Source organism: Arhodomonas sp. AD133 (assembly GCF_051195215.1).
Classification (GTDB): Bacteria; Pseudomonadota; Gammaproteobacteria; order Nitrococcales; family Nitrococcaceae; genus Arhodomonas.
The window spans coordinates 64598-87989 of the sequence record NZ_JBNAZM010000003.1; the positions used below are offsets into that span (position 1 = coordinate 64598).

The following is a 23392-nucleotide window of genomic DNA, read 5'->3' on the forward strand; positions in this document are numbered from 1 at the left end:
GCCGAAAATTTTCGCTTTCGCCGCATCCGGCTTTCGCCAGGAGGTAGACCGCCGTGAGCTCGATCGATCGACAGCACCGCCTGCTCGCCCTGATCAACTGTGAAGGACGCCAGACCATTACCGCGCTCGCCGAGCGGTTCGCGGTATCCGTGCAGACGATCCGCACCGACATCCGCACGCTCGCGGGCAAGGGCCTGGTCCTGCGCCGCCACGGTGAGGTCCTGCCGTTCCCGGACTACGAGAACGTCGCCTACGATCAGCGGCGGATCGTCAACGCCACCGGCAAACGACGCATCGCCCAGCGCTGCCTGGAGCTCATCGGTGACAATCAGTCGCTGTTCCTGGGCACGGGCACCACGGTGGAACAGCTCGCCGCCTCGCTCGCGGTGCGCGAGGGGCTGCAGATAATGACCAACAACCTGCATGCGGTACGCCACCTCTGCCACCACCCGAGCTGCCAGCTCACCGTGGCCGGCGGGCGTGTGCGCCAGCGTGATCAGGACATCATCGGCGGTGATGCCTGGCGTTTCTTCGAGCGTTACCGCGTGGACGTCGGCGTGGTGTCGGTGGGCGCGATGGACCGCTGGGGACGGCTGTACGACTACAACGATGACGAGGTCATGGCGCGGGAAGGACTGGTGGCCAACGCGCGGCTTACCGCCGTACTCATCGACAGCACCAAGTTCGACACCCGGGCGAGCTGCAATGCCGGCACCGTGGCGGACTACGACGTGGTGATCACCGACGAGCCGCTGCCCCGGGCACTGCGCTCGACCCTCGGCACACGGGCCATGCATGGCTGAATCGAAAGATTACGGCGACCATTCATCAGAAAGTGATGCACTGCGCAAACGGTAGGCGATGAAGAGCGTGACCCATGCACGCTTTCAGCTATATTGACCGTAAAACAGTACGTCATCACTGCGATCGTCGGGCGGCCTGGGGGCGACAAGCATGGAGTCTGGGGGTGCCGTGCTCATTGTCGAGCGCGCATTGGGCAACAACAACGACCGCAAGCACATCGACGCCTTGCGGGAGAACGGTTACACGGTGAACACCATCGCCCGCGGCACCAACCCCGTACCCATGATGTCCGAGCTCAACCCCGTCGCGGCGTGCTTTCAGTACGACTACCCGGATCTTCCCGGCCTTGCCGACCTTCAGAACGCCAAGCAGCGCGTTCCCAGTGTGCCCATCCTGATGATCACCCAGGCCCATTCCGAGGCACTCGCCGTTTGGGCCTTCCGAACCCGGGTCTGGGATTACTTCGTCGAGCCGGTGGACATCAACCGCTTTCTCGCGGTCGTCGAGGTGCTCGCGGCAGTGCGACAGGCGGATGCACGCACCCCGGGCAGGAAGGAGCGCGGCGTCGCTTCGGCGCCCTACCGAATCCCAGCGGAGGCGCGGGTGCGGCCGCCGGACACGCCATCGACGGCCCAGACACGCGCCCTGGAGAACGCACTGTCGTTCATCGACCGCCACCTGCACGAGAAGATCGCCCAGGCGGACGTGGCGAGCATCTGCGGCCTGAGCCCGTTCCAGTTCAGCCGGGCATTCAAACGGCATTTCGGCACCACCTTCCAGGAATACCTCCTGCGCCGGCGTGTCGCCGAGGCCATGCACATGCTCAAGCACCCGGGGGCCTCCATCACCGACGTCTGCTACAACGTCGGCTTCCGGGACCTTTCCTACTTCACCCGGATTTTCCACCGGTACGTAGGTGAGCCGCCGCGGGAATATCGCGAGCGGGCGAAGATATCGGCGAATGGCAAGCCTCCCGAGCTTCCCGATCCCGAGCAGGTGCTGTCGTTGCCGATGAGGAACCCGAAGCACTAGCACCGCGGCCGGCCGGACCGCGAGCGTCAATCTGTCGCCCCCGGGCGAGCACCCGAAGCAATCCACCACGGACACACTGAAAGGAATCGCGGGTGACAACGGCACCGCCGCCGCCACCCGTGACCTCGCCGCTTGAAGCTTGCGACTTGCAACTCACCTCAGACGACTCACTGCACCAGCACCGGAATCTCGGCGAGCACGCCGAAGTTCTCCCCACCCGTGTTTCCCGTGGGCTCGTGGGGTGAGCAGTCCGGCAGGAAGTAGATGGTCTTCTTCTGCCAGCCGCTGACCTGGGGATCGGGATCCCACCGGGCGATCTCGCCGTCCGGCCGGCGAATGTTGAACGTTTCGACGAAGTCGTCCCAGCGTACGCGGCCGTCCGGATCGTCGTTCGACCATGTGCCGTCGGATTGGCCATCGGCATTCCAGTCGGGCAATTCCATCTGTGTGGGCGCATCCCGGTCGATGTTGTTGGCCTGATCCACCACCCACGCGACGTTCACGTTCACCGCACCGACCAACTGGTTACAGGGCCCCGGATTGTCGCCATTACACTGAATGACCGGCAGCGTCATGTTCCACAGCTCGGTCTCGCCCGTTCCCATCGACCAGCAAGCCTCGAAATCATTGAAGGTCGCCTGTGACTGACCGCCCAGTGTCGCCATATCCTTGCCGAGGGTGAGCGACTCCGGGTTGCCGTTGCCGCATACCAGCGAGCGCATCTCGTCGGTATTGGTACCGCCCTGGCAGGCGTTGTCCTGGTTGAAGGACGTCCAGCCGCCGGTTTCGCTGTAGCTGTCATTGGAGGAGCTCGAGATGAACCGGCCAATGCTGCAATCGTAGGACCCGTCGGGCTGCAGAAGCTTCTCCTCGCACAACGCGATGGGCTGGTCCACGTCGAAGGGCCGCAGGTCGCCCGCGTAGCCGAGGTACGCCACCGCCCGCGCGGCACTCTGGTACTCGGAATGCCCGAAGATGTAACCGAAGAACGCGGCGACCGGTGTGGCGTTGCGCTCGGTCACCACTTCGACGGCATTGATGAAGTTCGGATCGGCGTCGAGCTCGGCGGCGGTCTTGCCGAACAGTTCCACCGGTTCCAGGGAAGGATTCGGCGTGAACGTGCGTGTGGCGAAGCTCCAGTGCCCACGCCGCACGCGCGTGACTTCCACCGGCTCACCCTGGCTGTCGTTGGACGCCGCCGTGTCCGCGGCGACCTGATTGGCGTCGGGATTCACGGCGCTACCGTCGTCCAGGTACAGCCAGCGCGCGCCGGCGAGCGCTCCGCCGTCCGCCGCGTTCTGCAGCTCGTTGCGCGCCACGTACAGGTTGCTGGTATCGATCGCGAGCATGGCGAAGCCGAACAGCATGACGACGGACAGGGCCATCAGCACCAGGGAGATACCCTGCTGCGCCCGCGGCGGTGCCCCCTCAGGCAGCCGGAGCGTGTTGCGACCCCGGGCATCCATCACTCGGCCCTCATGGCAGCGGTCGCCGACAGGGTCATATCCGTGACCGAGCTGGCGAACTGGGGCAGTATCAGGAAGTCGTACGGGTAGTCCACGGTGACGCTGAGCTCGTCACCGGCGTTGTACGTCCCGTCGCCGTCCAGGTCGGTGCGCTGAATCTGCACGCTGAGGCTCGCCGGGCCGCCCAGCGAGATGAGATACGCCTCCGCGTAGTCCCGCACCGCCGCTTCGATGGCCGCATTCTCCGCACCGAGATCCCGCGGATCCTGCCGGAAGAGGATGCCCGTACGCGCCCCCTCCCGGCTGGCGTTGGTGATCGTGGCCTTGTCGAAGAACACGATGCTGAACTCGATGATCCCGAACAGCAGCATGAACAGCAGCAGCGCGGTGATCGCGAACTCCACCAGCTCCGTGCCCGCTTGCCGAAACCGATTACCCGTTCTCATGTCACCCCCTCCCGGACACTCGTTGTCCATCAGCCGCGGCGTCAACGCGCCGATTCCCGTCCGTCTTCACCACCGTCCATGCGCCCGCGCACCCGTGTGGCGTTTTCGCTGGCGGTCTCGTAGAACGTGGGCGACGCCCTCATGGCCTCGTCGAACAGGCGTGCCGCCATCTCGGCATCGCCGTCGAGCATGGCGACGTAACCCATGTCGTTGTAGGCCTCGGCGCTGGGCTGGGTATGCCGGAAGGCGGCCAGGGCCTCGTCGTAGCGGCCCTGGCGTACATGCACCAGGCCCAGGTTCCGCCACGCGAGCTGGTGCTCGGCGTCGGCGGCCAGGGCACGCTCCAGTGCCGCCCGTGCACCGGACCAGTCACCGGCGAGATACCGGGAGTAGCCCAGGTTGTTGAGAATCACCGCCGAGCCGGCGTTGATTTCGAGGGCGGCCTCGTAGTGCTTCTTCGCCGCGGCGAAGCGGCTGTCCAGGTCCGCGAGCACGCCCAGGGCATTCTGCGCACGCCAGGAGCGTGCCCCTTCGTCCACGGCGGTTTCCAATGCCTGCCGTGCATCGCCGTAGGCGCGCTGACGCAACCTCAGGATGCCGAGGGCGATCCGGGCGGAATGCTCCTTGGGCTCGACCCGCAACGCCCAGCGATAAGCGGCTTCGGCGAGGTTCGCATTGCCCCGACGGTCGTGAATGGCACCGATTCGGTAAAGCACCTCCGGCGACGGCTCGTCGGCCATTTCCAGGCCGCGGATATACTCGAAAAGGGCCCTGTCCCAATCCCCCGCCTTGGCGGCCGCGTCGCCCCGAGCCTTGGCCTCGGCGGGGGAACCCGCCGGAAAGCTGGTACCGAAAGCGGCAGTGGACTCACCGTCATAAAGCGCGCTGTAAGCGCCCCCGTTGCCGTCGTTTTTCTGCGGCGTCGCCGCGCACGCGAGCAGTGTCAGGCTCAGCACGAGCACCGAGCCCGCCTTCATGCCTCGATTCAGCATTCCCATCACCGATACCCCCTCGGTCGTCCCCGACCGGTCAACGCGCACCGAGCGCAGCCATCGCGCCGATAATCGGCGGACCCAGAGTCACCACGAAGAAACTCGGAAAGATGCACAGCACCAGCGGGAAGAGCATCTTCGTGCCCACCTTCGCGGCCCGCTCCTCGGCACGCTGCGTGCGCTTGTCCCGCAGCTCCTCGGAGTAGATGCGCAGGGTGGCGGCCACGCTGGTGCCAAAACGCATGCTCTGCAGCAGCGTCGTCACCAGCGCGCGTACATCCTCGACGCCGGTACGGTCCTCCAGGTCCCTCAGGGCCTCGCGATTGTCCATTCCGGCACGTGTTTGCATGTTGAACAGCGTGAGCTCGTCGCACAGTAGCGGGTGGCTCACGGCGAGATCGTCGGCCACGCGCTGAATCGCCGCCGCCAACCCCAGCCCCGCCTCGGTGCAGACCACCAGCAGATCCAGCGCGTCAGGAAGCGCACGAGCGATCGCCGTGGTGCGGCGCTTGATGCGGCGATCCAGCCACAGGCTCGGCGCCACGAACCCGGCGATGCCCGCCGCGGCGGTGAAAAGCATGGAGGCGGTCTCCGGCATGCGTGCCGTGACAGTGGCCAACGACGCGACGATCGGCAGCAGCACCGCGAGCGCCAGCTTGGCCCCGTAGAAGGTGGCGAGCGCACCATTGCCACGCAAACCCGCATGGCGGAGCCGCTCCTGGGCGCGGGCGCGCTGCGCACGGCCCTTCGGCACCAGGTAACGGCCCAGGGGCTCGACCATTTTCCCGGGGCCGCCCCGGGCGGTCGCGTCCGACGCGTCACCGCCCGGCGCGAGCGCCTGCAGGCGGCGGCGCAGTGGACTCGTAATCCCCGAAACCAGGAGCACCCCCGCGAGCATCAGGGTGAACACCGCCACACCGAGCATGATGGCAAAGCCCATCTGGGCCATCTCCGGCCGTGCCGACACGCCCTCGACGAGACCGAACAATGCGCTGAGATAGTCATCCATGGTTCGCCCCTCCCGGGTTCACGCGTCGATGCGCACAATGCGCTTGAGCCAGAGAATCCCCAGCATCATCAGCACGAAAGCCCCGATCACCAGCTTTCGCCCGGTGGGATCACCGGTGAGCATGGGAATGAAATCGGGATTGACCACGGATAGCGCGGCCGCCAGCACGAAAGGCATCAGCGAGAGTATCCAGGCGGCCATCTTGCCCTCTGCGGAAAGCGTGAGGAGCTTGCGTTTGAAGCGGAAGCGCTTGCGCACGACATCCGCGAGCTGATCCAGCAGCTCGGCGAGATTGCCGCCGGTCTCGCGCTGTATGAGCACCGAGCTCACGAAGGCCATGACCGTGACGCTGGGCACCCGCTCCAGCAGCCCGGCCAGCGCCGTGCGCACGTCGCCGCCGTAGTTGATCTCGGTGAAAGTGGTCGAAAACTCCTTGCCCACGGGATCGCGCATCTCCTCGCCCACGAGCATCAACGCGCCGGTAAACGGATGCCCGGCACGCAGTGCGCGCGCCATGATCACCAATGCGTCGGGGAACTGCTCTTCGAAGCGAGCGAGACGCTGGGCGCGCGCCATTATCAGACGCCCGACTGGCAGCGTCAGCGCGACGACCCCGGCAATGACAGCGAGCAAGCCGCTGGCGGTAAGGAACACCACCGCCGCGCCGGTGATCACACCGATGGCGATCGCCATCAGGGCGACCCGGTATGCGGGTGTCTCCCGCCCTGCCTGCTCGAGCAATTGCTCCAGGCGTTGCATCCCCGGCAGCGCCTCCAGCGCGCGTTCCACGGAGGTAAGCTCGCGGAGGTACTTCTGGCGCACCAGCGACACGCCCGTGCCGCCCTCGTCGCTCATCGAGCGCAGGCGGCTCTTGAGACGTTTGCGGGCCTGCCGGTTCTCGCCGAAGGCGGGCAGCATGAACGCCTGCACGAGCAGGAACACGGCGATGGCGATCATGCCGATGACGATCACCTCGTCGGAGATCTCCCAGTTCATCGCCCACCTCCCGCGACCGGCTGATACGCTTCCAGCCCCAGATCCAGACCGCGCCGGCGCAGGTGCTCGTGGAACCCGGGAACGATCCCCGTGGCCGTGAACTGTCCGACCACGTTGCCCGACTCATCGAGCCCGCGCCGGTCGAAGCGGAAGATCTCCGACATGGTGATCATTTCTTCTTCCAGGCCGTTGATCTCCTGGACGCTGACCAGCCGGCGGCGGCCGTCCTCCTGGCGTTCGACCTGCAACACCACGTCGATGGCCGAGGCGACCTGCGCCCGTAGCGGGCGCTGGGGCAGATTCACGCCGCTCATCGCCACCATGCTCTCGATGCGGGTTAGCGCGTCCCGGGGCATGTTGGCGTGAATGGTGGTGAGCGAGCCGTCGTGGCCGGTGTTCATGGCCTGGAGCATGTCCAGCGCCTCGGCACCACGCACCTCGCCGACGATGATCCGGTCCGGGCGCATGCGCAGACTGTTGCGCACCAGATCCCGGGCGCCGACCTCGCCGCGACCCTCGATGTTGGGTGGACGGGTCTCCAGGCGCACCACGTGAGGCTGCTGGAGCTGGAGCTCGGCGGAGTCCTCGATGGTGACGATGCGCTCGCTGTGCGGAATGAAGCCGGAGAGCACGTTGAGCATGGTGGTCTTGCCGGCGCCTGTGCCGCCGGAGACGAGCACGTTCAACCGCGCCCGCACCACTGCGTGCAGGACGTCGGCAACGGAGCGGGTGATAGTGCCGAGCTCGACGAGGTTGTCCACGGTGAGCCGGTCGACCGCGAAGCGCCGGATCGCCAGCATGGCGCCGTCGATGGCCAGCGGCGGAATCACCGCGTTGACGCGCGAGCCGTCGGACAGCCTGGCGTCCACCATGGGCGAGGACTCGTCGATGCGTCGGCCCACGCCGGAGACGATGCGGTCGATGATCGTGCGCAGGTGGCGCTCGCTGTCGAAGCGCACGTCCGTGAGCTCGAGCTTGCCGTTGCGCTCCACGTAAACCGTCGACGGGCCATTGACGAGAATGTCCGAGACACCCGGATCGGCGAGCAGCGGCTCCAGCGGCCCGAGGCCGAGAATCTCGTCCTGCAGCTCCTTGACGATGCGCTGGCGCACGCTGGCGTTGAACGGCAGCGCCTCCTCGGCCATCAGCGACTCACTGGCACGCTGAATCTGGGCACGCGCCTCGCGCTCGCTGAGGCTGCCGATGAGCGCCAGGTCCAGGACCTTGACCAGGTGCTGGAACACGCGCTGCTTGTAGTCCTGCTCCGTGAGCGTCAGGTGGCCGTTACCGTTACGGCGCCCGTGAGCCCCGCGCTCGTCGCCGGTGGCCTCCGAGAATGATGCTTTGAATTCCATGGTCGTCACCCTCCCCCGAGTGGCTTAGCCGCGGGCCCACGGCCACAGGCGCCGGAGTCCGCTGTGCGTGTGCGCCGGCACCGGCTCGCGGCCGAGCGTCGTCGACAATCGTCTGAGATCCCGCGTGAGCGCGGCGCGCCGGGCGGTGTCCGCCAGTGGGCTGCCGAGATTGATGCTCTCGGTCACGCGCCGGAAATCGTTGGCCAGGGTGGTGACCTCCAGGGATGGCAACGCCTCGCGTACCTCCCGCAGGCCCACGACGTTGTGCTTGTCGAAGCGGTTGACCACGATGCGTATACGCGAGGCGGGGACGCTGAGCTCCTGCTCGAGAATCGAGACCATCCGCTTGGCATCGCGCAGGTGGGTCACGCTCTGCTCGAGCACGATCAGGATGCGGTCGGCGCGGTCGAGCACGCTGGCCGTCGCCCCTGCGATCCACCGCGGCAGGTCCACGACCACTTCGTCATAGGCGGCGCCCAGCACCGCCAGCAGCCGCTCCACCCGCTCGTCGAGGACGTCGCCGGGCATCATCAGGTCATCCGGTGCCGATGCAAGCAGATCCAGGCCGCTTTCATGAGACTGGACGTAGCCTTCCAGCGCCAGGGTATCGAGGGTGTCCACCACCTCGAGCGCGCGTACCAGCTCGTTGCGCGGCTCGAGATTGAAATACACCGGCAGGGTGCCGAACTGCACGTCCAGGTCCACCAGCACCACGCGGCGTTCCAACGGATCCACGAGAAGGCGAGCGAGGTTGGACGCCACCATGCTGGCACCGGCTCCGCCCTTGGCGTTGATCACCGCGGTCAGACGCCCCTGCTGATCGGCACTCGCTGCCTGACGCTCGTCCACCAGCGCCGAGATCACCCGGTTCAGGTCATTGGCGGTTACCGGCAGCGCCAGGAAATCCCGTGCGCCCGCCCGCATGGCCATTCGCATCATGGCCATGTTGTCCGGCGGCCCGACCACCAGCAGCGGTGGCCGCGCACTGGCCGGTCGCTCCATGTACGCCCCGAGCTCCGCTTCCCAGTTGCTGCTGGCGATGTAGACGAGCGCATCGGGCAGCTCGGCTCGCTCACGCAGCGGATCGGCATGGCCGTTGAGGAGGTGCCGCACGAGGAGCGCTACGCCGGAATTACACCGCAGCAGCGACTCCAGATGCGCAAGCTCCTCGGGGTCACGCCCGGCGAGTAGTACGTTGAGTCGATAGCGCATGGCTCACACACCCTTCTGTCGCCCAGCGGCCCGCCCCCCATGGGCGGGCCCTTACTCATGTCAGCGTCACTGCATCCCGCCGCCGGTCGCCGAACCCTGGCCGCGGTAGCGTTTCATCGCGCCGGAGGCCTGGTCGCCACGCGTCGGCGGGACGTGATCACCGGGCTGATAGGTCTGGTCTTCGATCATCTGCCGGACCGAATCGCCGAAGCGGGCGTCGTCGGTCTGTGTGCCCGCACACCCGGCAGCGAGCACCGCCAGGGCCATCACCAGAAAGGAACGGATCGAGCGCATGGCGTGTCTCCTCATCTCACTGACCCAGGTCATGACCGAAGCGGCCATCGGTGCCGCCGTTACCGGCGCCCGTGACCGATGCGGCCTCTGTGGAAAGCGCACCGGGGCGACGTGCGCTCATCCGCCCGAGGAGGTAGAACTCCAGGTCGGTGGGCTCGACGAAGCCGTCAGTGGGCAGGTGAACGTCCTTCGGATCGACCGAGCGCGCCAGGCGTGGCGTGACGAAAATCACCAGCTCGGTCTGGTCCTTGATGAACTCCTGGCTGCGGAAAAGCATGCCGAGAATCGGCACATTGCCGAGGCCGGGGAACTTGTTGACGTTCTCGCGCAGGTTCTCGTTGATCATGCCGGCGATGGCGATAGTCCGCCCGCTCGCCAGCTCCACCGTTGAAGTGGCGCTGCGCTTGACCAGCGAAGGCACGAAGAAGTTCTGGGAGACGTCGCTACCGCCGAAGCCCACCGTGAGATTGTTCTGGGGCACCAGCTCGGAGACCTCGACGTCGACCTTGAGGTTGATGACCCCCGAATCGAGCACCGTGGGCAGGAAATTCAGCCCCACACCGAATTCCTTGAACTCGATAGTGATACGGTCCTCCCCCGACGGCACCGGAATCGGGAATTCGCCACCGGCGATGAAGCTTGCCGGCTCACCGGTGAGCGTCGTGAGGTTCGGCTCGGCGAGAATACGTGCCAGACCGTCCTGGTGGGCGGCGTCGAAAACCGCGTTGAAGAGGAAGTCCCCGCTCAGGTAGCTCGCGAACAGGCCGGCGTCCTCGATGACCCGGCTACCCGGCGCGAATTCGTCCACGGCCGGGCCGATGGGCGTGCCGTCTCCGAACACCGGTACCCGGGCAGAGCTACCGACACCGTCGGCGAACTCCGCGTCCGGGAAGCGGGCGCCGCCGTTGACGGCCCCCAGCTTCCACGGCGTCCCGGAGTTGAACGCGTCGAACTGGATGTTCAACCGCTTGACCAGCGTCCGCGAGACTTCGGCCACCTTTACGTCCAGCATGACCTGCTGGGCACCGCCCACCTGCATGAGGTTGAGCACCCGTGGGCCGTCGTCGCCGCCGTTGGCGGTGGAGAAGCTCTCCGCCACCCGCGCCGCCGCGTCCAGCCGCGTCGCGCTGGAAACCTCTCCACTCAGCACGATAGCCCCGTGAGACGTCCGCACCTGAATGCCCTCGCCGGGCAGCAGCTCGTGAAGCTTGGCCTTGAGCAGCTCCACGTCCTGATGCACCTGGACGTTGAGCACGCCCTGGACGTTACCGTTGCCGTCCCAGAGCACGACGTTGGTCGCCCCCGTGGACTTCCCCACGATGTAGAGCTGGCGCGAACGCACGACGAGGATGTCGGCGACGTTCGGGTTACCCACCGAGACGCGCTTGATGGCGCGGGGGAAAGTGAGCACTTCCGATTTGTTGAGCGCCACTTCCACCGCGACCGTCTCGTCCTCGTAGGCGACCATCCCGGCGCGCCCGGGTACATTCTGCGCTTCCACTCCGCGGGGCGCCGCCAGCGCAGTGGTTGCGCACGCGGCGACCAGCGCCAGCCCCCATGCCCGTGTCCTTTTCTTGATCATGACCCGCCACCCCTAGTTGTCACATGACGCACCGGCTCCCGGTGCCTCAGTCCTTGACCTTGACCGCGCTTACGTCAGTGCCCCGGATCACCGTGATGCTCACGTCCGGGCGCGACCGGTAAACCACTTTCTGCACCGGCTTCGGTGCCGGCTTCGCTTCCGGCTCGGGCGTCTCCATCGACGCCAGTTCCGCCCCGGATTTGTCCAGCGGATTGCGCAGCGTGAGCTGCACCTTGCCCTCCTGGGTGGCCTTCGCCAGGCGCTCGGCCTGTCGCGGGTTCACCTCGAGGGTCACGGCCCGCACGATCACCGGCCCGTCCCTCTCCGGTGAAGCGGTCTGATCCACCGCCAGGACCTTGAGATTGGAGAGAATCGTCTTCGAGTCCACCCGGCGGCCACCGTTACGCCGGGTCGCCACCACGTCCACGCGGTTGCCGGGCAGCAGGAAACCGGCCACGCCCACGACATCGTCGACGCGCACCGTGATCGCACGCTTGCCTTTCTCCAGAACCACCGCCAGGGCGCTGCCGCTCATGTGCTCGACGATCCGCTTCTCCAGGAGAATCTCCCCGGGGAGGACGGCCTGCGTGGCGACTCGCCCGACCACGTCGTCGACCCGCTTGAACGACCCGTCGGGCACGGCGCTCTCGGGCATGTCGATAACCTTGACCTCGGCGGCCTCGACGCTTTCGCCGAAGGGAATCTCGAGCGCGGCGACCACCACCTGTCCGCTGGTGGCGACAACTTCCTCCGTGCGCATGCGCTCGGCGAGCCAGTTCTTCGCCAGGACGGCCGCCCCCACCGCCATCGCCAGCGAGATCGTCAGCATGAGAACGAATCGCCCCTTTTTCATGACATACCTCCGGGCTCAGTCGAGCCGTACGAAATAGCTGTCCCACGCCCGGTTCAGCGCCTCCGGCGTGAGCGCCGGTTCGTGCGCGTAGCGGCCGTAGTCGAGCGCCAGATCGATGAGATCGCGTGGATGGCAGGGCAGCAGCGGTACCCCGCGGATGCCGTGCAACTCGTGGATGACGAAACGCACCAGCGCCGGGTCGTACTCGAGCCCCCGGCGCTCGCACTCCTGCCACCAGATGGCGGTGTACTCACTCGCCTCCAGCGGATCGAAGCGAATCTTGTAGCCGATGCGCCGGAGAAAGGCCTCGTCGGCGAGCTCCAGCGGGTTCTTGTTGGTGGAGAACACCAGCACCAGATCGAAGGGCACCTGGAAATGGCGCCCGTCCCGCAGGGTGAGGAAGTCGCGACGCTCTTCGAGCGGGATGATCCAGCGGTTGAACAGCTCCAGCGGCGCCATACGCTGGCGCCCGAGGTCGTCGATGACGAGAAGGCCATTGGTGGCCTTGAGCTGAATCGGCGCCTGATGCGTGCCGGTGGCCGTGTCGTACTGGATATCCAGCCTGTCGAGCGTCAGTTCGCCACCGGTGACGAGCACCGGTCGTTCGCATAGCGCATAGCGGGGATCGTGCCCGCGGTCGAGCAGCAGACCGTCCTCGTCACAGCGGCCGGCGACCGGCCGGTGGAAGCCCGGATCGAACACGCGAACCGCCTTGTCCCCCGCCAGCACCGCATGAGGGATGAGCACGTGGTCGGCGAATACGCGGCTCAACCGGCGGGCGATGAAGCTCTTGCCGGTACCGGGCGCGCCGTAGAAGAACATCGCGCGCCCCGAGTGCATGGCGGGGCCGAGCTGGTCCAGCAACCCCGGCCGAATGACGGTATCGCCGAACACTTCACGGATGCGCTCGCAGTCGACAGTGATCGCCCCCACCGACTGCAACGCCACCAGGCGCTCGTACTCCTCCACGGTCACCGGTGCCGGTCCCACGTAACCATCGCGCTCCAGCGCCTCGAGCGCGGACACGCGACCCCGTTCCGTGAGCGCGTAACGCAGTACACCGGATTCGGCACAACGTCCGCGCACTTCGACGCGCCCCTCATCGCGCAGGAAAGCCAGAATCTCCTCCGACAGGCGGCCGGAGAGTGCAACACGCTCACAGAGGTCCGCGAGATCCAGCACGCCACTGTGATACAGGTGTTTGACCACCAGGTCGGCGAGATAGAGCTCGCCCACCCCAGTCGATTCGATCGTGTGCGGGCGCGGCGCGCGCCGGGCCGCCCAACCGGAGTCCCCCGAGCTGTCGGCGGTCGACGAGAGCGCGTTCGTGTCGGTGTTCATGGCCCCTCTCACCGTCTCGATGGACGAATTCATCCGGCGAAAAAACCGGGCGAAGCCCCAGCCGTGACCAGCGTTACCCCCACCGCGATGGCCACGGCGAACGGGAACTTCGCCCCCATCACCTCTCCCGCCGCCGGCCGCACGTACGCCGCGCGCCCGGTAACCAGGAGGGTTTTCAACATCAGCCCGTAACGCCCCCACGGGCTGCCCCCACCCCCAGCAAGCTGGCGAACCGCCACCAGAATCAGCGCCGTCAAGGCGCCGGCGACGATCGCCGTCAGCGCCGCGGTGAATGCCCCGGCCGGCCCGAGAAAACCGCCCGCCGCCGCCATCAGCTTCACGTCTGCGGCGCCGGTGCTTCGAAGAAAAAACCCGGGCAGCAACACCGCTCCCCCCACGGCGACACCAGTCAGAGCGGTGGACAGCACGCCACCCGGGTCGGTAAACAGATGCAGCGTGATCGCGACCACCGCGCCGCCCCCCGTCAGCCAGTTCGGCACCCGGCGGGTGCGTACGTCCCAGATCGCCGCGGTCCAAACCAGGGCGAGCAGGGGCAGGCTGAAGAGAAGGGGTTGAGTGGTCATCGCTCGCTAAACCCTTACCTGGGTGAAAGGCGGGCGCCGGCCGAATACCGGCGCCCTCGTCAGGCGCAGTCGATCAGGAGCCGCTCGTCGTGCCACCACCGGCGTTCGCCGCGGCCTCGCCCGTCTTCGTCTCGATCGCCTTGAAAACGGTATCCACGTTGCCGCCGATCGCCGCGAACGTAGCGGCAGCGAGCACCACGATGAGCCCGGCGACCAGCGCCCACTCGACCACCTCGGTGCCCTCGTCCTCGCGCACCAGGCGCGTCAGTTCGTCACGGATCCACTTCGTCATGGCGTCTGCCTCCCAAAGGGTTAGTGCCACCGCAGGCCTCATCCCGACTTCGGGGCGGCCTGCAAGTGAAGCTTCGTGGGAAGCGGGGACTGCTGCTAGGAGTCCCTTGCAGAAGGCTGGAAGGATCTTGCGCGGATGCCGTAAGCCGTTGGTAAGACGACGGTTTTATCGAAGCGCGAGGAGGTGGGAACAGCGACGAACGGTACGCTCAGTCACCGCCCCCAGGGACCGGCGCCCGAAACGCCGGTACGAGCAAACGCAGATGGCAACCGCCCCACCAAACGACAGGCAGCACGGGAGGGAAAATCAGCGATCCCAACTGATAGCCGAGGGCGACGGCCTCATGGGCAAAGGGGGAAAAATCGAGTACTTCAGCCACCCTGGGACCGAGCTGACGACCGAGCACCAGCAGCGCCTCGAAGCTCACGCCCCAGACCTGCACGGCCAGTACCAGCACCGAACCGCCGAGCACACACAACACGCGCCGCCGCGTCGACACCCCTTCGGCGGCGAGTGTCAGAGCCACGATCAACGGCAGACCGTAACCGTACTTGAGCGCATTCACGGAAAACGCAATCTCGTGCGCCCGCTCCGGCGTCTGATTCCGCGCGGGCAGCATGGACGCATCGAAACGGGTGACGATATCCACTGCCGCCTTGCCCGACGCCTCGACTCCGGCGACGGCCTGGGGCTGCAGCGCGGTGAGCACCGGCTCCGTCAGCCACGCCACCGGCAGCAGCAACACCGGTGCCAACCACGCCCAGGCGACGAAAACGATGACGAGCCACAGCACCGCCCGCAGCAAAAAGGCCCGGGACGCGAGATCAGGCATGCACTGCGCTCCCCGGCGCCGGCAACCGCCGCAACCAGATCAGGAACACCACCAGGGCATCGAGAATGATCAGCGCCTGCCAGAGATAGAGATGGGCGAACTCGAACAGCGCCTCGTTCCACTGCAGCAGATAGAACAGGCTGATGATGCGCACCACGTTGAGCACCTGAATCGCCACGAACCCGGCCCCCAACCCCACCAACCGCTGGCGCCACGTCGCCGGAAACGAAACCACCGCCGCCGTCAGCGTGATCATCGCCTCCACCCCGTTACACCCCGGCTGAATGGCCACCGCCACCCCGCTCGCCGCGTCCCGCAGGACGATCCCCTGGGAGACGACCCCGGCGTCGAAGAGCTGCACCAGCCACGCGCACACGCTGGCGATCAACCCGGTAAACGGCTGAATCACGTGCGCCTGCACCGGCGAGAGCATCTCCACCGTGAACAGACCGACGAGCAGCCCCATGAACAGGCACAAGCGACGAATCGGGTGGTGCATGGACAGATGCGGCCCCCTCGGCCACGGATTGTTGTTCTTCCCGAGTTATCGGATCCGAGCGACCGGAAACTGTGCCCAGTATACCCACCGAGTCTCACACCCGCCTACCTGGAGCGGCCTTTTCGTTACCTTGGTCCAGGGTCGTCCAGCGCGTATCTGACATTCCGTGCCGTTGAGCGCCCTGAGTGAGGAATGGACGCAATCGCCATGCAACTCAAGATTGCCTAACACATGCATCAATTCGGCATTTTTCTTTCAGAATCTTACGCAACAACCCTTTGCGCCGACATACATTGCGCACATGTGCACATGCGCCCATATGCCAAAGACCCACATCGGACGTACCGCCACCAATGTCCACAAAGGCATCTCAGGATTCGGCAGTTCACCAACAATGCCGACAGCAAGAAGCGCCACAGCAAGCACAACGTCAACACTAAGCAATGCTGAGGTAGTTGAGTATTTGTCCGACAGTCCGCCTCGCTAACCAGGTGCGGTGCTGCCAATCGGCCTCACAACTTCGCCAGCCGCTCCCCCGCCGCATCCAGCGTGGCGTCTTCCTTGGCGAAGCACAGGCGCACGAGGCGCTGGTCCGTCGGGGGTGTCTCGTAGAACACCGAGATGGGCACCGCGGCCACGCCGGCCTCGCGGATCAATCGGTCGCAGAACTCGGTGTCGGGCACGTCGGCAATGGCGCGGTAGTCGATGAGCTGAAAATAGGTGCCGGGCGCCGGCGTGTAGGTGAACCGACTGCGGTCTAGCCATTCCGCCAGACGATCGCGCTTGGCGCGATAGAACTCGGGCAGCTCCACGGTATGCGCCGGGTTCTCCCGCATGTATCGGGAGAAGGCCGCCTGGGCCGGCGCCATGGTGGCGAAGGTCACGTACTGGTGGACTTTGCGGAACTCCCGGGTAAGGCCCGCCGGCGCGATGCAGTAACCGATCTTCCAGCCGGTGCAGTGGTAGGTCTTGCCGAAGGACGATACCGCGAAGGCGCGTTCCGCGAGATCCGGGTGACCCAACACGCTGCGGTGGGCGCCGTCGAAGACGATGTGCTCGTAGACCTCGTCGGAGAGCACGAGGGTGTCGGTATCCCGCAGCAGCGCGGCGAGGCGGTCCAACTCGTCGTGACCGAGCACCGCACCCGCCGGGTTGTGCGGCGTGTTCAGGATCAGCAGGCGCGTTTTCGGGGTCAGCGCTGTGGCAAGGCGGTCCCAGTCGATGTGGAAATCCGGCGAGGTCAGCGGCACGTGAACGGTACGACCGCCCGCGAGCTCCACGGCCGGCTCGTAGGCGTCGTAGGCGGGGTCGAGCACGATCACCTCGTCGCCCGGGTGCACCACCGCCTGTACGGCGTCGAACAGCGCCTCCGTGGCACCGGAGGTCACCGTGATCTCCTCGTTCACGTCCACTTCCCGGCCGTAGAGCCGGGCGACCTTCTCGGCGATGGCCTCCCGCAGCATGGGCAGGCCGTGGAGCGGCGCGTACTGGTTGAGGCCTTCTTGCATCGCCTCGGTGAGCAATGCCTGCAGGCGCTCCGGCGGGTGGAAATCCGGGAAGCCCTGGGACAGATTGAAAGCGCCGTGATCCGCCGCCTTCTGCGACATCACGGCGAAGATCGTCGTGCCCACGGCGGGCAACTTGCTGTCGATGCGGGGGGTGGCCACAGGCGTGCTCCTTGGCATCGCGGACGCTTGATATCCGCGGAAGCATCGCAGAGGCCCCGACGACGTGCAACGGCGCCCGGACGCGACCGCCCCGCGGGCCGCGTCCTCCGATAGCCGAGTCAGTGGCAGGGCGCGAGCACGACGTGGTGCTCGCTTACGCGACGACGGTAGTACGGCCGAGCGCTGTAACGAAAACGCAGCAGAATGCGCTCGGCTTCGAGCTGCAGGGCCGGCCACTCGCCGGTGAGCACGATGTAGCCGTCACGGTAGCGAACACAGGTGCGGATCTGGTCATCACGTGCTTGCATGACTGCCTCCCGGGCCCGGCGGCGGCAAGTCTGTCGTCCCCCAGGGGCCACTCAATGATCTCGGTGTCCTGCTCCCAATCCCCCGGCCTCATCGGACAGGGCCGTCGCGCGACTGTCGGACCACCCGGACACCGCAAGGGACCCGCACTGTCAGGATCATCCTCCAGGGCAAAGACTGCTAGGAGTCCGTTGCAAAAGCCTGTAAGGATCTTGAGCCCCTCAACGGCAACGTCCCGCAATCGCACCGCTGCCGGGTAACGTCAGCGGCACGGCACGAGCACGATGTGACGGTCGTCCACGTGGCGTGGCGTATAGGGGCATGCGCTGAAACGAAAGCGCAGCAGAATGCGCTCGGCTTCGAGCTGCAGGTCCGGCCGTTCGCCGGTAAGCACGATGCGGCCGTTTCGGTAGTGAACGCTGGTGCGGATCGCATCATTGCGGGCTTTCATGGCTATCTCCTGCGGCTGGATGACCGCTCCACCCTTGCCTACAGGCTAAGCAGCCCACCCCCCGCCGCCCATTCGCCGAATTGCCTACGCGGCTTCGGACAGCCCGTACGCACGTCGCGCTTCAGCGCGTTCGACGCGCGGTCACCTGTCTCCGGAACGCGGTACAGCCCTCCGCTATCGGCACCGCCGGTCGGCGATCCGGCAAGGCCACCGAACGCGTCTCACCGCCATAGCGGTGTACCTTGTCGTGGGCGCGAACCGTAACGGTGTCGACCCCCACCGGGATCTGCACCAATGGCAGGCTACGCGTGAACGGCTGCTCTGCCACATGCGGGTGACCAAGCGTGCGCGTCGCGACAACCTCGCCGTCCGGCCCGAGCACCTCCCAGCGATTCGCGTAGTGATCCCTGCCCTCGTCAGCGTGGCGGACGGTCACCTCGAAGCGGTAAGCGCCATCGCCGGTCGGCACGGCTTTTACGGTGACGACGTCCGCCTCTCCGGCGATCCCTACGCCGGTCGTCCAGAGGCTGATCACTGCGATAGCGAGTGTCGCGCGCACGCCGGCCACGAGCGTGTTTATGATGCTGGTCCTCCCATGGCGGTCTCCCCCCGTCGTGGCGCACGGTAGTGCACAAATCGCTTACCATTCACGATACTGATCCGATCACAGGTAATGCTCGCCCGAAGGGCGCGCGTGTGCGGCCCGGCCGCGGCGTTGCGCTCACTCGACGTGAGCCTCGCCACGCCTTCGCTCGCGTGGCTTGCAGCGGAACCGCACAAGCGCTCTGACACGTGGCATTAGGTATGATCGGATCAGTAAAGCAATCGGGCGAGGTGTCCGCATGGGTGAGGCGAAACGGCGACGAGCAAGCGGCGACGCGGCAAGGAAGCAGGCCCGCCGACGTCACCGCTCATGGTTGATCGGCGGCGGTATAGCGACAGTGGCCGTGCTGCTGGTGGGTGGGTTCTACGCACTCACGACGCCGTCGCTGTCCCCGGTGGACGACCTGCCGCAAGCCACCGCGGACGCTGCACCATTCCCCGAGCGCTTCGCTCGATACGCGGTGCGCATCGGTGATCCCGATGCGCCAGTGGTGGTGCGGGAATTCGCTGATTACCAGTGTCCGTCGTGCGCGCGCCTGGCCCCGACCATGGCACGCTTCAAGGAAGCCTACGTCGATTCCGGGCAAGCGCAGCTGGTGCTGTTCGATTTCCCGCTGCGCCAGCACCGCCATGCAATGCCGGCCGCCCTGGCGGCCCGCTGCGCCCGCGACCAGGGCGAGTTCTGGCCGTTCCACGAGCGCCTGTTCGAGCGGCAGTCGCACTGGGCCGAGGCTGATGATCCGCGCGCACGGTTCGTCGACTATGCGCGCGAGCTGGGCCTCGACGAAGGGCGCTTCCGGCGCTGTCTTCACACCGAGCGCCACCGCGACACCATCGAGCGCAACCTGGAAGCTGCCAGGGCGTTCCGGATACGGGCAACGCCCACCGTGTTCGTGGGCAATGTGGAATTGACCCGGCCGGGCTGGTATCAACTCTCCGGTGTCACGGACAGGCAATTGGCGGCTTCGACGCAATCGGGCCGAACGAACGACTCCAGGTAGCCCACGGTCGGTGAGCGCACGGGCTACCGCGACGAGGCCCCGTCCTTACCCGCAGCGCGCCGCGGCAGGTCCTCGAGCGCCAGATGACAGCGTATGCCGTGGCCGGCGTCGGGCTCGCGCAGCGGCGGATAGTCGCGCCGGCATACGTCCATGACGTAAGGGCATCGGGAGTGGAACGGACAACCGCTCGGACGCGCCGCCGGGCCCGGATTGGTGCCCCTCAGGCGCGGGCGGGCAGGGCGCTCACGGCCGCGCGGCACCGCGTCGATCAGCGCCTCCGTATACGGGTGACAGGCGCCGCCGAGCACAGCCTCCGCTGGCCCCTGCTCCACGATTTCGCCGAGGTACATGACGGCAACGCGGTTGGCGAGGTGACGCACCACTGCGAGGTCGTGGGAGATGAACAGGTAGGCGACGCCCTGGCGGTCGCGCAAACCGCGCAACAGCTCCAGAATCGCCGCCTGCACCGAAACGTCCAGGGCCGAAGTGGGTTCATCGAGAATGACCGCCGCGGGCGTACCGGCGAACGCGCGGGCGATGGCCACGCGCTGGCGCTGGCCGCCGGAGAGATGCGCACCGCGGCGGCCGGCCAGGTCACGATCCAGGGCCACTGCATCCAGCAACCCCGCTACCCGCTGGCGCGCCTCGCGGCGCGAGACGCCGGCGAGCTTGCGGATGGCGCGGGCGAGCAGGAATCCGATCCTGTGGCTCGGGTTCAACGTGCCATCCGGGGACTGGAAGACCATCTGCAACCGCTGTGGCGCCCGCCCCCCCGGCCCACTGAGTCGCACCCGACCCTCGTATCCCCATTCGAGCCCGGTGAGCACCCGCGCCAGCGAGGTCTTGCCGCTGCCGGACTCGCCGACCAGCGCCAGGGTCTCGCCGCGGCGCAACGCCATGGAGACATCGCGCAGGATGGGAACCCCGCCGAGCCGGAGGTGCACGCCCTCGGCCTCGAGCACGGTTTCTCCGGGAGCCGACGGCGTCGTGCCCTCGCCGATCGCCGTCACGCTTCGGGGATCCGGCGTGGTATCCGGGTAGAGGCAACGGCTGCGATGCGCCTCACCGATGGCCGCGAACGGCGGCCGGCGCGTTCGACAGTCCCCCCGTGCCACCGGGCAACGGGGCTCGAAGACGCAGCCATCCGGGTGCTCCCCCGGCCGCGGCGGACTGCCCGGGATCGCTGCGAGCCGGCGGTGACGGCCCTCGGCCTCCCGGAAGTCGGGAATGCAGGCCACCAGGCCGCTGGTGTAGGGATGGCGCGGCGCATGCAGCACGCGCCCGGCGTTCCCCTCCTCGACCAGCTCGCCGGCATACATCACGCCGACCCGATCGCAGACGGACTGCACCACCCCCAGATTGTGACTGATGAACAGCATCGCCACGCGGAATTCCGCGCGCAACTGCTCGAACAGCGCCAGAATCTCCGCCTGAACGGTGGTATCCAGTGCCGTCGTGGGCTCATCCAGCACCAGCAGCTCCGGATCCCCGGCCAGCCCCATGGCAATGACCACCCGCTGCTGCATGCCTCCGGAGAGCTGATAGGGGTAGAGTGCCCGCACCCGCGGGCCGTCGGGGATGCGCACCCGCTCGAGCATCTCGCCCGCTGCCGCCCACGCCGGCCGGGCGTCCATTCCCCGGTGCAACCGGTAGACCTCGGCGATCTGCTCGCCCACGGTGAGCGATGGATTCAACGCCGCCCCCGGGCTCTGGTAGACGGCCGCGATACGACCGCCGCGCAGGCGCCGCAAGGCCTGGGCATCGAGGCTGGCCAGATCGGTGTCGCCGACACGTATCCGGCCTTGGGTGACCCGGGCATTCGCCGGCAGATAGCCCATGGCGGCCATGGCGAGGGTGGACTTGCCACAGCCCGACTCCCCCACCAGGCCGTAGGCCTCACCCGGGGCGATGGTCAGCGAGACGTCCGTTACCGCTTCCCGCCATCGCTGCTGGCGACGATAGGCGATGGCGAGCTCATCGAAGGCGAGAATGGGTACGCTCACCGGCCCTCCAGGTCCCGCAACCCGTCGGCCATGAGGGAGAAGCCGATGACCACGAAGGCGATCGCGGCGGCGGGGAAGAGCACCGTCCACGGCGCGGTGGTGAGCAGGGTGCGGTTCTCGGCGACCATCAAGCCCCAATCCGGCGCCGGTGGCTGCACGCCGAGGCCGAGAAAGCCCAGCGTCGCCGAGGTGAACACGGCATAGCCGATACGGATCGTGCCCTCGACGATGAGCGGCCCGCGCACGTTGGGCAACACCTCCACACCGAGCACGTAGAACGGCCCCTCGCCGCGGATCCGGGCTGCCTGCACGTACTCTCTGCGCACCTCCACCAGCGCCGCGGCGCGGGCGGTGCGGGCGATGAGCGGCGCGAACACCAGCCCGATAACGAGCACCACGTTCCAGGTGGAGCCGCCGAGCATGGTCAACGCCAGCAGCGCGAGGATGACGATGGGAAACGCCATGACCGCGTCCAGCAACCGCATGATGGCCTCATCCACCCAGCGGCCGAAGTACGCCGCGGTTAGACCGATGGCCGCGCCCACAGCAAGGCCGATAACGGTAGCAGCCGGCGCAATCATGAGCACGTAGCGTCCGCCGTAGAGCACCCGGGAGAGGACATCGCGGCCATACTGGTCGGTGCCGAACCAGTGCCCCGGTCCGGGCGGCTGGCTGAGCGCGGAATAGTCGCTGGCAGTGGGCAACGCGGGCGCCAGCCAGGGTGCGGCCACCGCGCTCAGGATCCAGGCGAGCACCATGAGCGCTCCCACGGCGAGCGTCGGCGAGCGGCGAAAGGTTTCAAAGCCCATGGCGCACCCGCGGGTTGAGCCAGGCGTAGATCAGGTCCGCGGCCAGGTTGGCGAGACTGAAAACACCGGTGATCAGCAACGCACAGCCGGCGAGCAGCGGGATGTCCTTGTTGGAGGCGGCGTATTCCATCAAGCTGCCGATGCCCGGATAGCGGAACAGCGTCTCCACCACCACGAGCCCCCCAACCAGCCAACCGAGCTGTGCGCCGATCACGGTGATCGTGGGCAGCAGAGCGTTACGCAGCACGTGATGGCGGATCACGCGCGCCCGGGGCAGCCCTTTCAGCACGGCAGTGCGGGTGTAATCGGCCTCCAGCTCGGTGAGCATGCCGGCGCGCACCATGCGGAATAGATAGGCGAAGAGCAGCAATACCAACGACAAGGCGGGCATCAGCAGGTGATGCAGCCATGCCACGACCCCGGCGCCGTCCGACGGCAACGCCTGCACCGGCAGCCAGCCAAGCGCGACGCCGAGCCCCACGATCAGGAACACACCGGTGACGAACTCCGGCATGGCGCCGAACGCGAGCCCCACCACGGAGACGGTGCGATCGAACCAGCCGCCGGAGCGTTGTCCGGCGATGACGCCTGCGGCAATGGCAACGGGCACCAGCAGCACCAGCGCGTACACGGCGAGGATGAGCGAACGCCCCAACCGCTCGATAACCAATGGCAGCACCGGCGTCTCCAGGGTCAGGGACCGCCCCCAATCACCGGTGAGCACACCGCCCAGCCATTGCACGTAGCGCAGCGGCGCCGGCTGATCCAGGCCGAGCTGCCGGTTGAGATCGGCGACCGCTGCCTCCGGCGCGAACGGGCCGAGCACGATCCGCCCGACATTTCCCGGCATGACCGAGGTCATGAGGAATATCAGCAGCGAGGCCACGAACAGTGTCAGGCCGAGCAGCAACAGCCGCCGGAGAAGAAAGCGCCCCATCGCTCGCTCAGGCCGTCCGGTTCACG

Annotated in this window: 25 protein-coding genes; 3 read left to right on the forward strand and 22 right to left on the reverse strand. The window is 66.9% G+C overall.

What is annotated here, in order from left to right:
- Positions 1-53: 53 nt before the first annotated feature.
- Both ACPEES_RS02875 and ACPEES_RS02880 read left to right on the forward strand, forming a co-directional pair.
- Positions 54-803 carry a DeoR/GlpR family DNA-binding transcription regulator gene (locus ACPEES_RS02875; protein WP_435100869.1) on the forward strand — a complete coding sequence of 250 codons (750 nt, stop codon included), beginning with the start codon at positions 54-56 and terminating at the stop codon, positions 801-803.
- 151 nt (positions 804-954) lie between these two features.
- The gene (locus ACPEES_RS02880; RefSeq protein ID WP_435100871.1) at positions 955-1836 is read left to right on the forward strand and encodes a helix-turn-helix domain-containing protein; all 882 of its coding nucleotides are present in this window, start codon (positions 955-957) and stop codon (positions 1834-1836) included.
- A gap of 167 nt (positions 1837-2003) precedes the next feature.
- Here the strand turns inward: ACPEES_RS02880 and ACPEES_RS02885 are convergent, their stop codons facing one another.
- The 19 genes from ACPEES_RS02885 to ACPEES_RS02975 all read right to left on the reverse strand — a co-directional run bounded on the left by ACPEES_RS02885 (position 2004) and on the right by ACPEES_RS02975 (position 18572).
- Positions 2004-3302, reverse strand: a complete 1299-nt coding sequence (locus ACPEES_RS02885; protein WP_435100873.1) for a pilus assembly protein TadG-related protein — start codon at positions 3300-3302, stop codon at positions 2004-2006.
- On the reverse strand, positions 3302-3748 hold the full coding sequence (locus ACPEES_RS02890; protein WP_435100875.1) for a TadE/TadG family type IV pilus assembly protein: 447 nt from the start codon (positions 3746-3748) through the stop codon (positions 3302-3304). Before ACPEES_RS02890 ends, ACPEES_RS02885 begins: the two co-directional genes overlap by 1 nt.
- A gap of 41 nt (positions 3749-3789) precedes the next feature.
- Entirely contained in the window at positions 3790-4740 is a 951-nt protein-coding gene (locus tag ACPEES_RS02895; protein ID WP_435100879.1) for a tetratricopeptide repeat protein, read from the reverse strand.
- Positions 4741-4777: 37 nt separating this feature from the next.
- The gene (locus ACPEES_RS02900) at positions 4778-5749 is read right to left on the reverse strand and encodes a type II secretion system F family protein (protein ID WP_435100881.1); all 972 of its coding nucleotides are present in this window, start codon (positions 5747-5749) and stop codon (positions 4778-4780) included.
- A gap of 18 nt (positions 5750-5767) precedes the next feature.
- Complete coding sequence (locus ACPEES_RS02905; RefSeq protein WP_435100883.1) at positions 5768-6745, reverse strand: type II secretion system F family protein; 978 nt, start codon at positions 6743-6745, stop codon at positions 5768-5770.
- Positions 6742-8100 carry a CpaF family protein gene (locus tag ACPEES_RS02910; protein ID WP_435100885.1) on the reverse strand — a complete coding sequence of 453 codons (1359 nt, stop codon included), beginning with the start codon at positions 8098-8100 and terminating at the stop codon, positions 6742-6744. The genes ACPEES_RS02905 and ACPEES_RS02910 overlap by 4 nt, the downstream gene beginning before the upstream one ends.
- Before the next feature lie 24 nt (positions 8101-8124).
- The gene (locus tag ACPEES_RS02915) at positions 8125-9312 is read right to left on the reverse strand and encodes an AAA family ATPase (RefSeq protein WP_435100887.1); all 1188 of its coding nucleotides are present in this window, start codon (positions 9310-9312) and stop codon (positions 8125-8127) included.
- A gap of 66 nt (positions 9313-9378) precedes the next feature.
- Positions 9379-9606, reverse strand: a complete 228-nt coding sequence (locus ACPEES_RS02920) for a hypothetical protein (RefSeq protein ID WP_435100889.1) — start codon at positions 9604-9606, stop codon at positions 9379-9381.
- Between the two features lie 16 nt (positions 9607-9622).
- On the reverse strand, positions 9623-11188 hold the full coding sequence (locus ACPEES_RS02925; RefSeq protein ID WP_435100891.1) for a type II and III secretion system protein family protein: 1566 nt from the start codon (positions 11186-11188) through the stop codon (positions 9623-9625).
- 46 nt (positions 11189-11234) lie between these two features.
- Positions 11235-12041 carry a Flp pilus assembly protein CpaB gene (cpaB, locus tag ACPEES_RS02930; protein ID WP_435100893.1) on the reverse strand — a complete coding sequence of 269 codons (807 nt, stop codon included), beginning with the start codon at positions 12039-12041 and terminating at the stop codon, positions 11235-11237.
- A 15-nt stretch (positions 12042-12056) separates the two neighbouring features.
- Positions 12057-13382, reverse strand: coding sequence for an AAA family ATPase (locus ACPEES_RS02935; protein ID WP_435100895.1), 1326 nt, complete (start codon positions 13380-13382; stop codon positions 12057-12059).
- A 29-nt stretch (positions 13383-13411) separates the two neighbouring features.
- Complete coding sequence (locus tag ACPEES_RS02940) at positions 13412-13966, reverse strand: A24 family peptidase (RefSeq protein WP_435100897.1); 555 nt, start codon at positions 13964-13966, stop codon at positions 13412-13414.
- A gap of 73 nt (positions 13967-14039) precedes the next feature.
- Entirely contained in the window at positions 14040-14258 is a 219-nt protein-coding gene (locus ACPEES_RS02945; protein ID WP_435100899.1) for a Flp family type IVb pilin, read from the reverse strand.
- A 208-nt stretch (positions 14259-14466) separates the two neighbouring features.
- Entirely contained in the window at positions 14467-15090 is a 624-nt protein-coding gene (locus ACPEES_RS02950; RefSeq protein WP_435100901.1) for an exosortase H-associated membrane protein, read from the reverse strand.
- On the reverse strand, positions 15083-15589 hold the full coding sequence (gene xrtH / locus ACPEES_RS02955) for an exosortase H (protein WP_435100902.1): 507 nt from the start codon (positions 15587-15589) through the stop codon (positions 15083-15085). Before xrtH ends, ACPEES_RS02950 begins: the two co-directional genes overlap by 8 nt.
- A 512-nt stretch (positions 15590-16101) precedes the next feature.
- On the reverse strand, positions 16102-17256 hold the full coding sequence (locus tag ACPEES_RS02960; RefSeq protein ID WP_435100904.1) for a methionine aminotransferase: 1155 nt from the start codon (positions 17254-17256) through the stop codon (positions 16102-16104).
- A gap of 119 nt (positions 17257-17375) precedes the next feature.
- Positions 17376-17564 (reverse strand): hypothetical protein, encoded by a 189-nt coding sequence (locus ACPEES_RS02965; protein WP_435100906.1) that lies wholly within the window; start codon positions 17562-17564, stop codon positions 17376-17378.
- 260 nt (positions 17565-17824) lie between these two features.
- Entirely contained in the window at positions 17825-18013 is a 189-nt protein-coding gene (locus ACPEES_RS02970) for a hypothetical protein (RefSeq protein WP_435100908.1), read from the reverse strand.
- 121 nt (positions 18014-18134) lie between these two features.
- Positions 18135-18572 (reverse strand): hypothetical protein, encoded by a 438-nt coding sequence (locus ACPEES_RS02975; RefSeq protein ID WP_435100910.1) that lies wholly within the window; start codon positions 18570-18572, stop codon positions 18135-18137.
- A gap of 283 nt (positions 18573-18855) precedes the next feature.
- Between ACPEES_RS02975 and ACPEES_RS02980 the strand changes: the two genes are divergently transcribed.
- Positions 18856-19617 carry a DsbA family protein gene (locus ACPEES_RS02980; RefSeq protein WP_435100912.1) on the forward strand — a complete coding sequence of 254 codons (762 nt, stop codon included), beginning with the start codon at positions 18856-18858 and terminating at the stop codon, positions 19615-19617.
- A gap of 23 nt (positions 19618-19640) precedes the next feature.
- On the opposite strand, the gene ACPEES_RS02985 is transcribed toward ACPEES_RS02980, so the two are convergent.
- From ACPEES_RS02985 to ACPEES_RS02995, 3 genes are read right to left on the reverse strand one after another with little or no spacing between them, the layout of a single operon-like run.
- The gene (locus ACPEES_RS02985) at positions 19641-21620 is read right to left on the reverse strand and encodes a dipeptide ABC transporter ATP-binding protein (RefSeq protein WP_435100914.1); all 1980 of its coding nucleotides are present in this window, start codon (positions 21618-21620) and stop codon (positions 19641-19643) included.
- Entirely contained in the window at positions 21617-22429 is an 813-nt protein-coding gene (locus ACPEES_RS02990) for an ABC transporter permease (protein ID WP_435100916.1), read from the reverse strand. Before ACPEES_RS02990 ends, ACPEES_RS02985 begins: the two co-directional genes overlap by 4 nt.
- A complete protein-coding gene (locus ACPEES_RS02995) occupies positions 22419-23366 on the reverse strand; it encodes an ABC transporter permease (RefSeq protein ID WP_435100918.1) in 948 nt (315 codons plus the stop codon). Before ACPEES_RS02995 ends, ACPEES_RS02990 begins: the two co-directional genes overlap by 11 nt.
- Positions 23367-23392 lie beyond the last annotated feature (26 nt).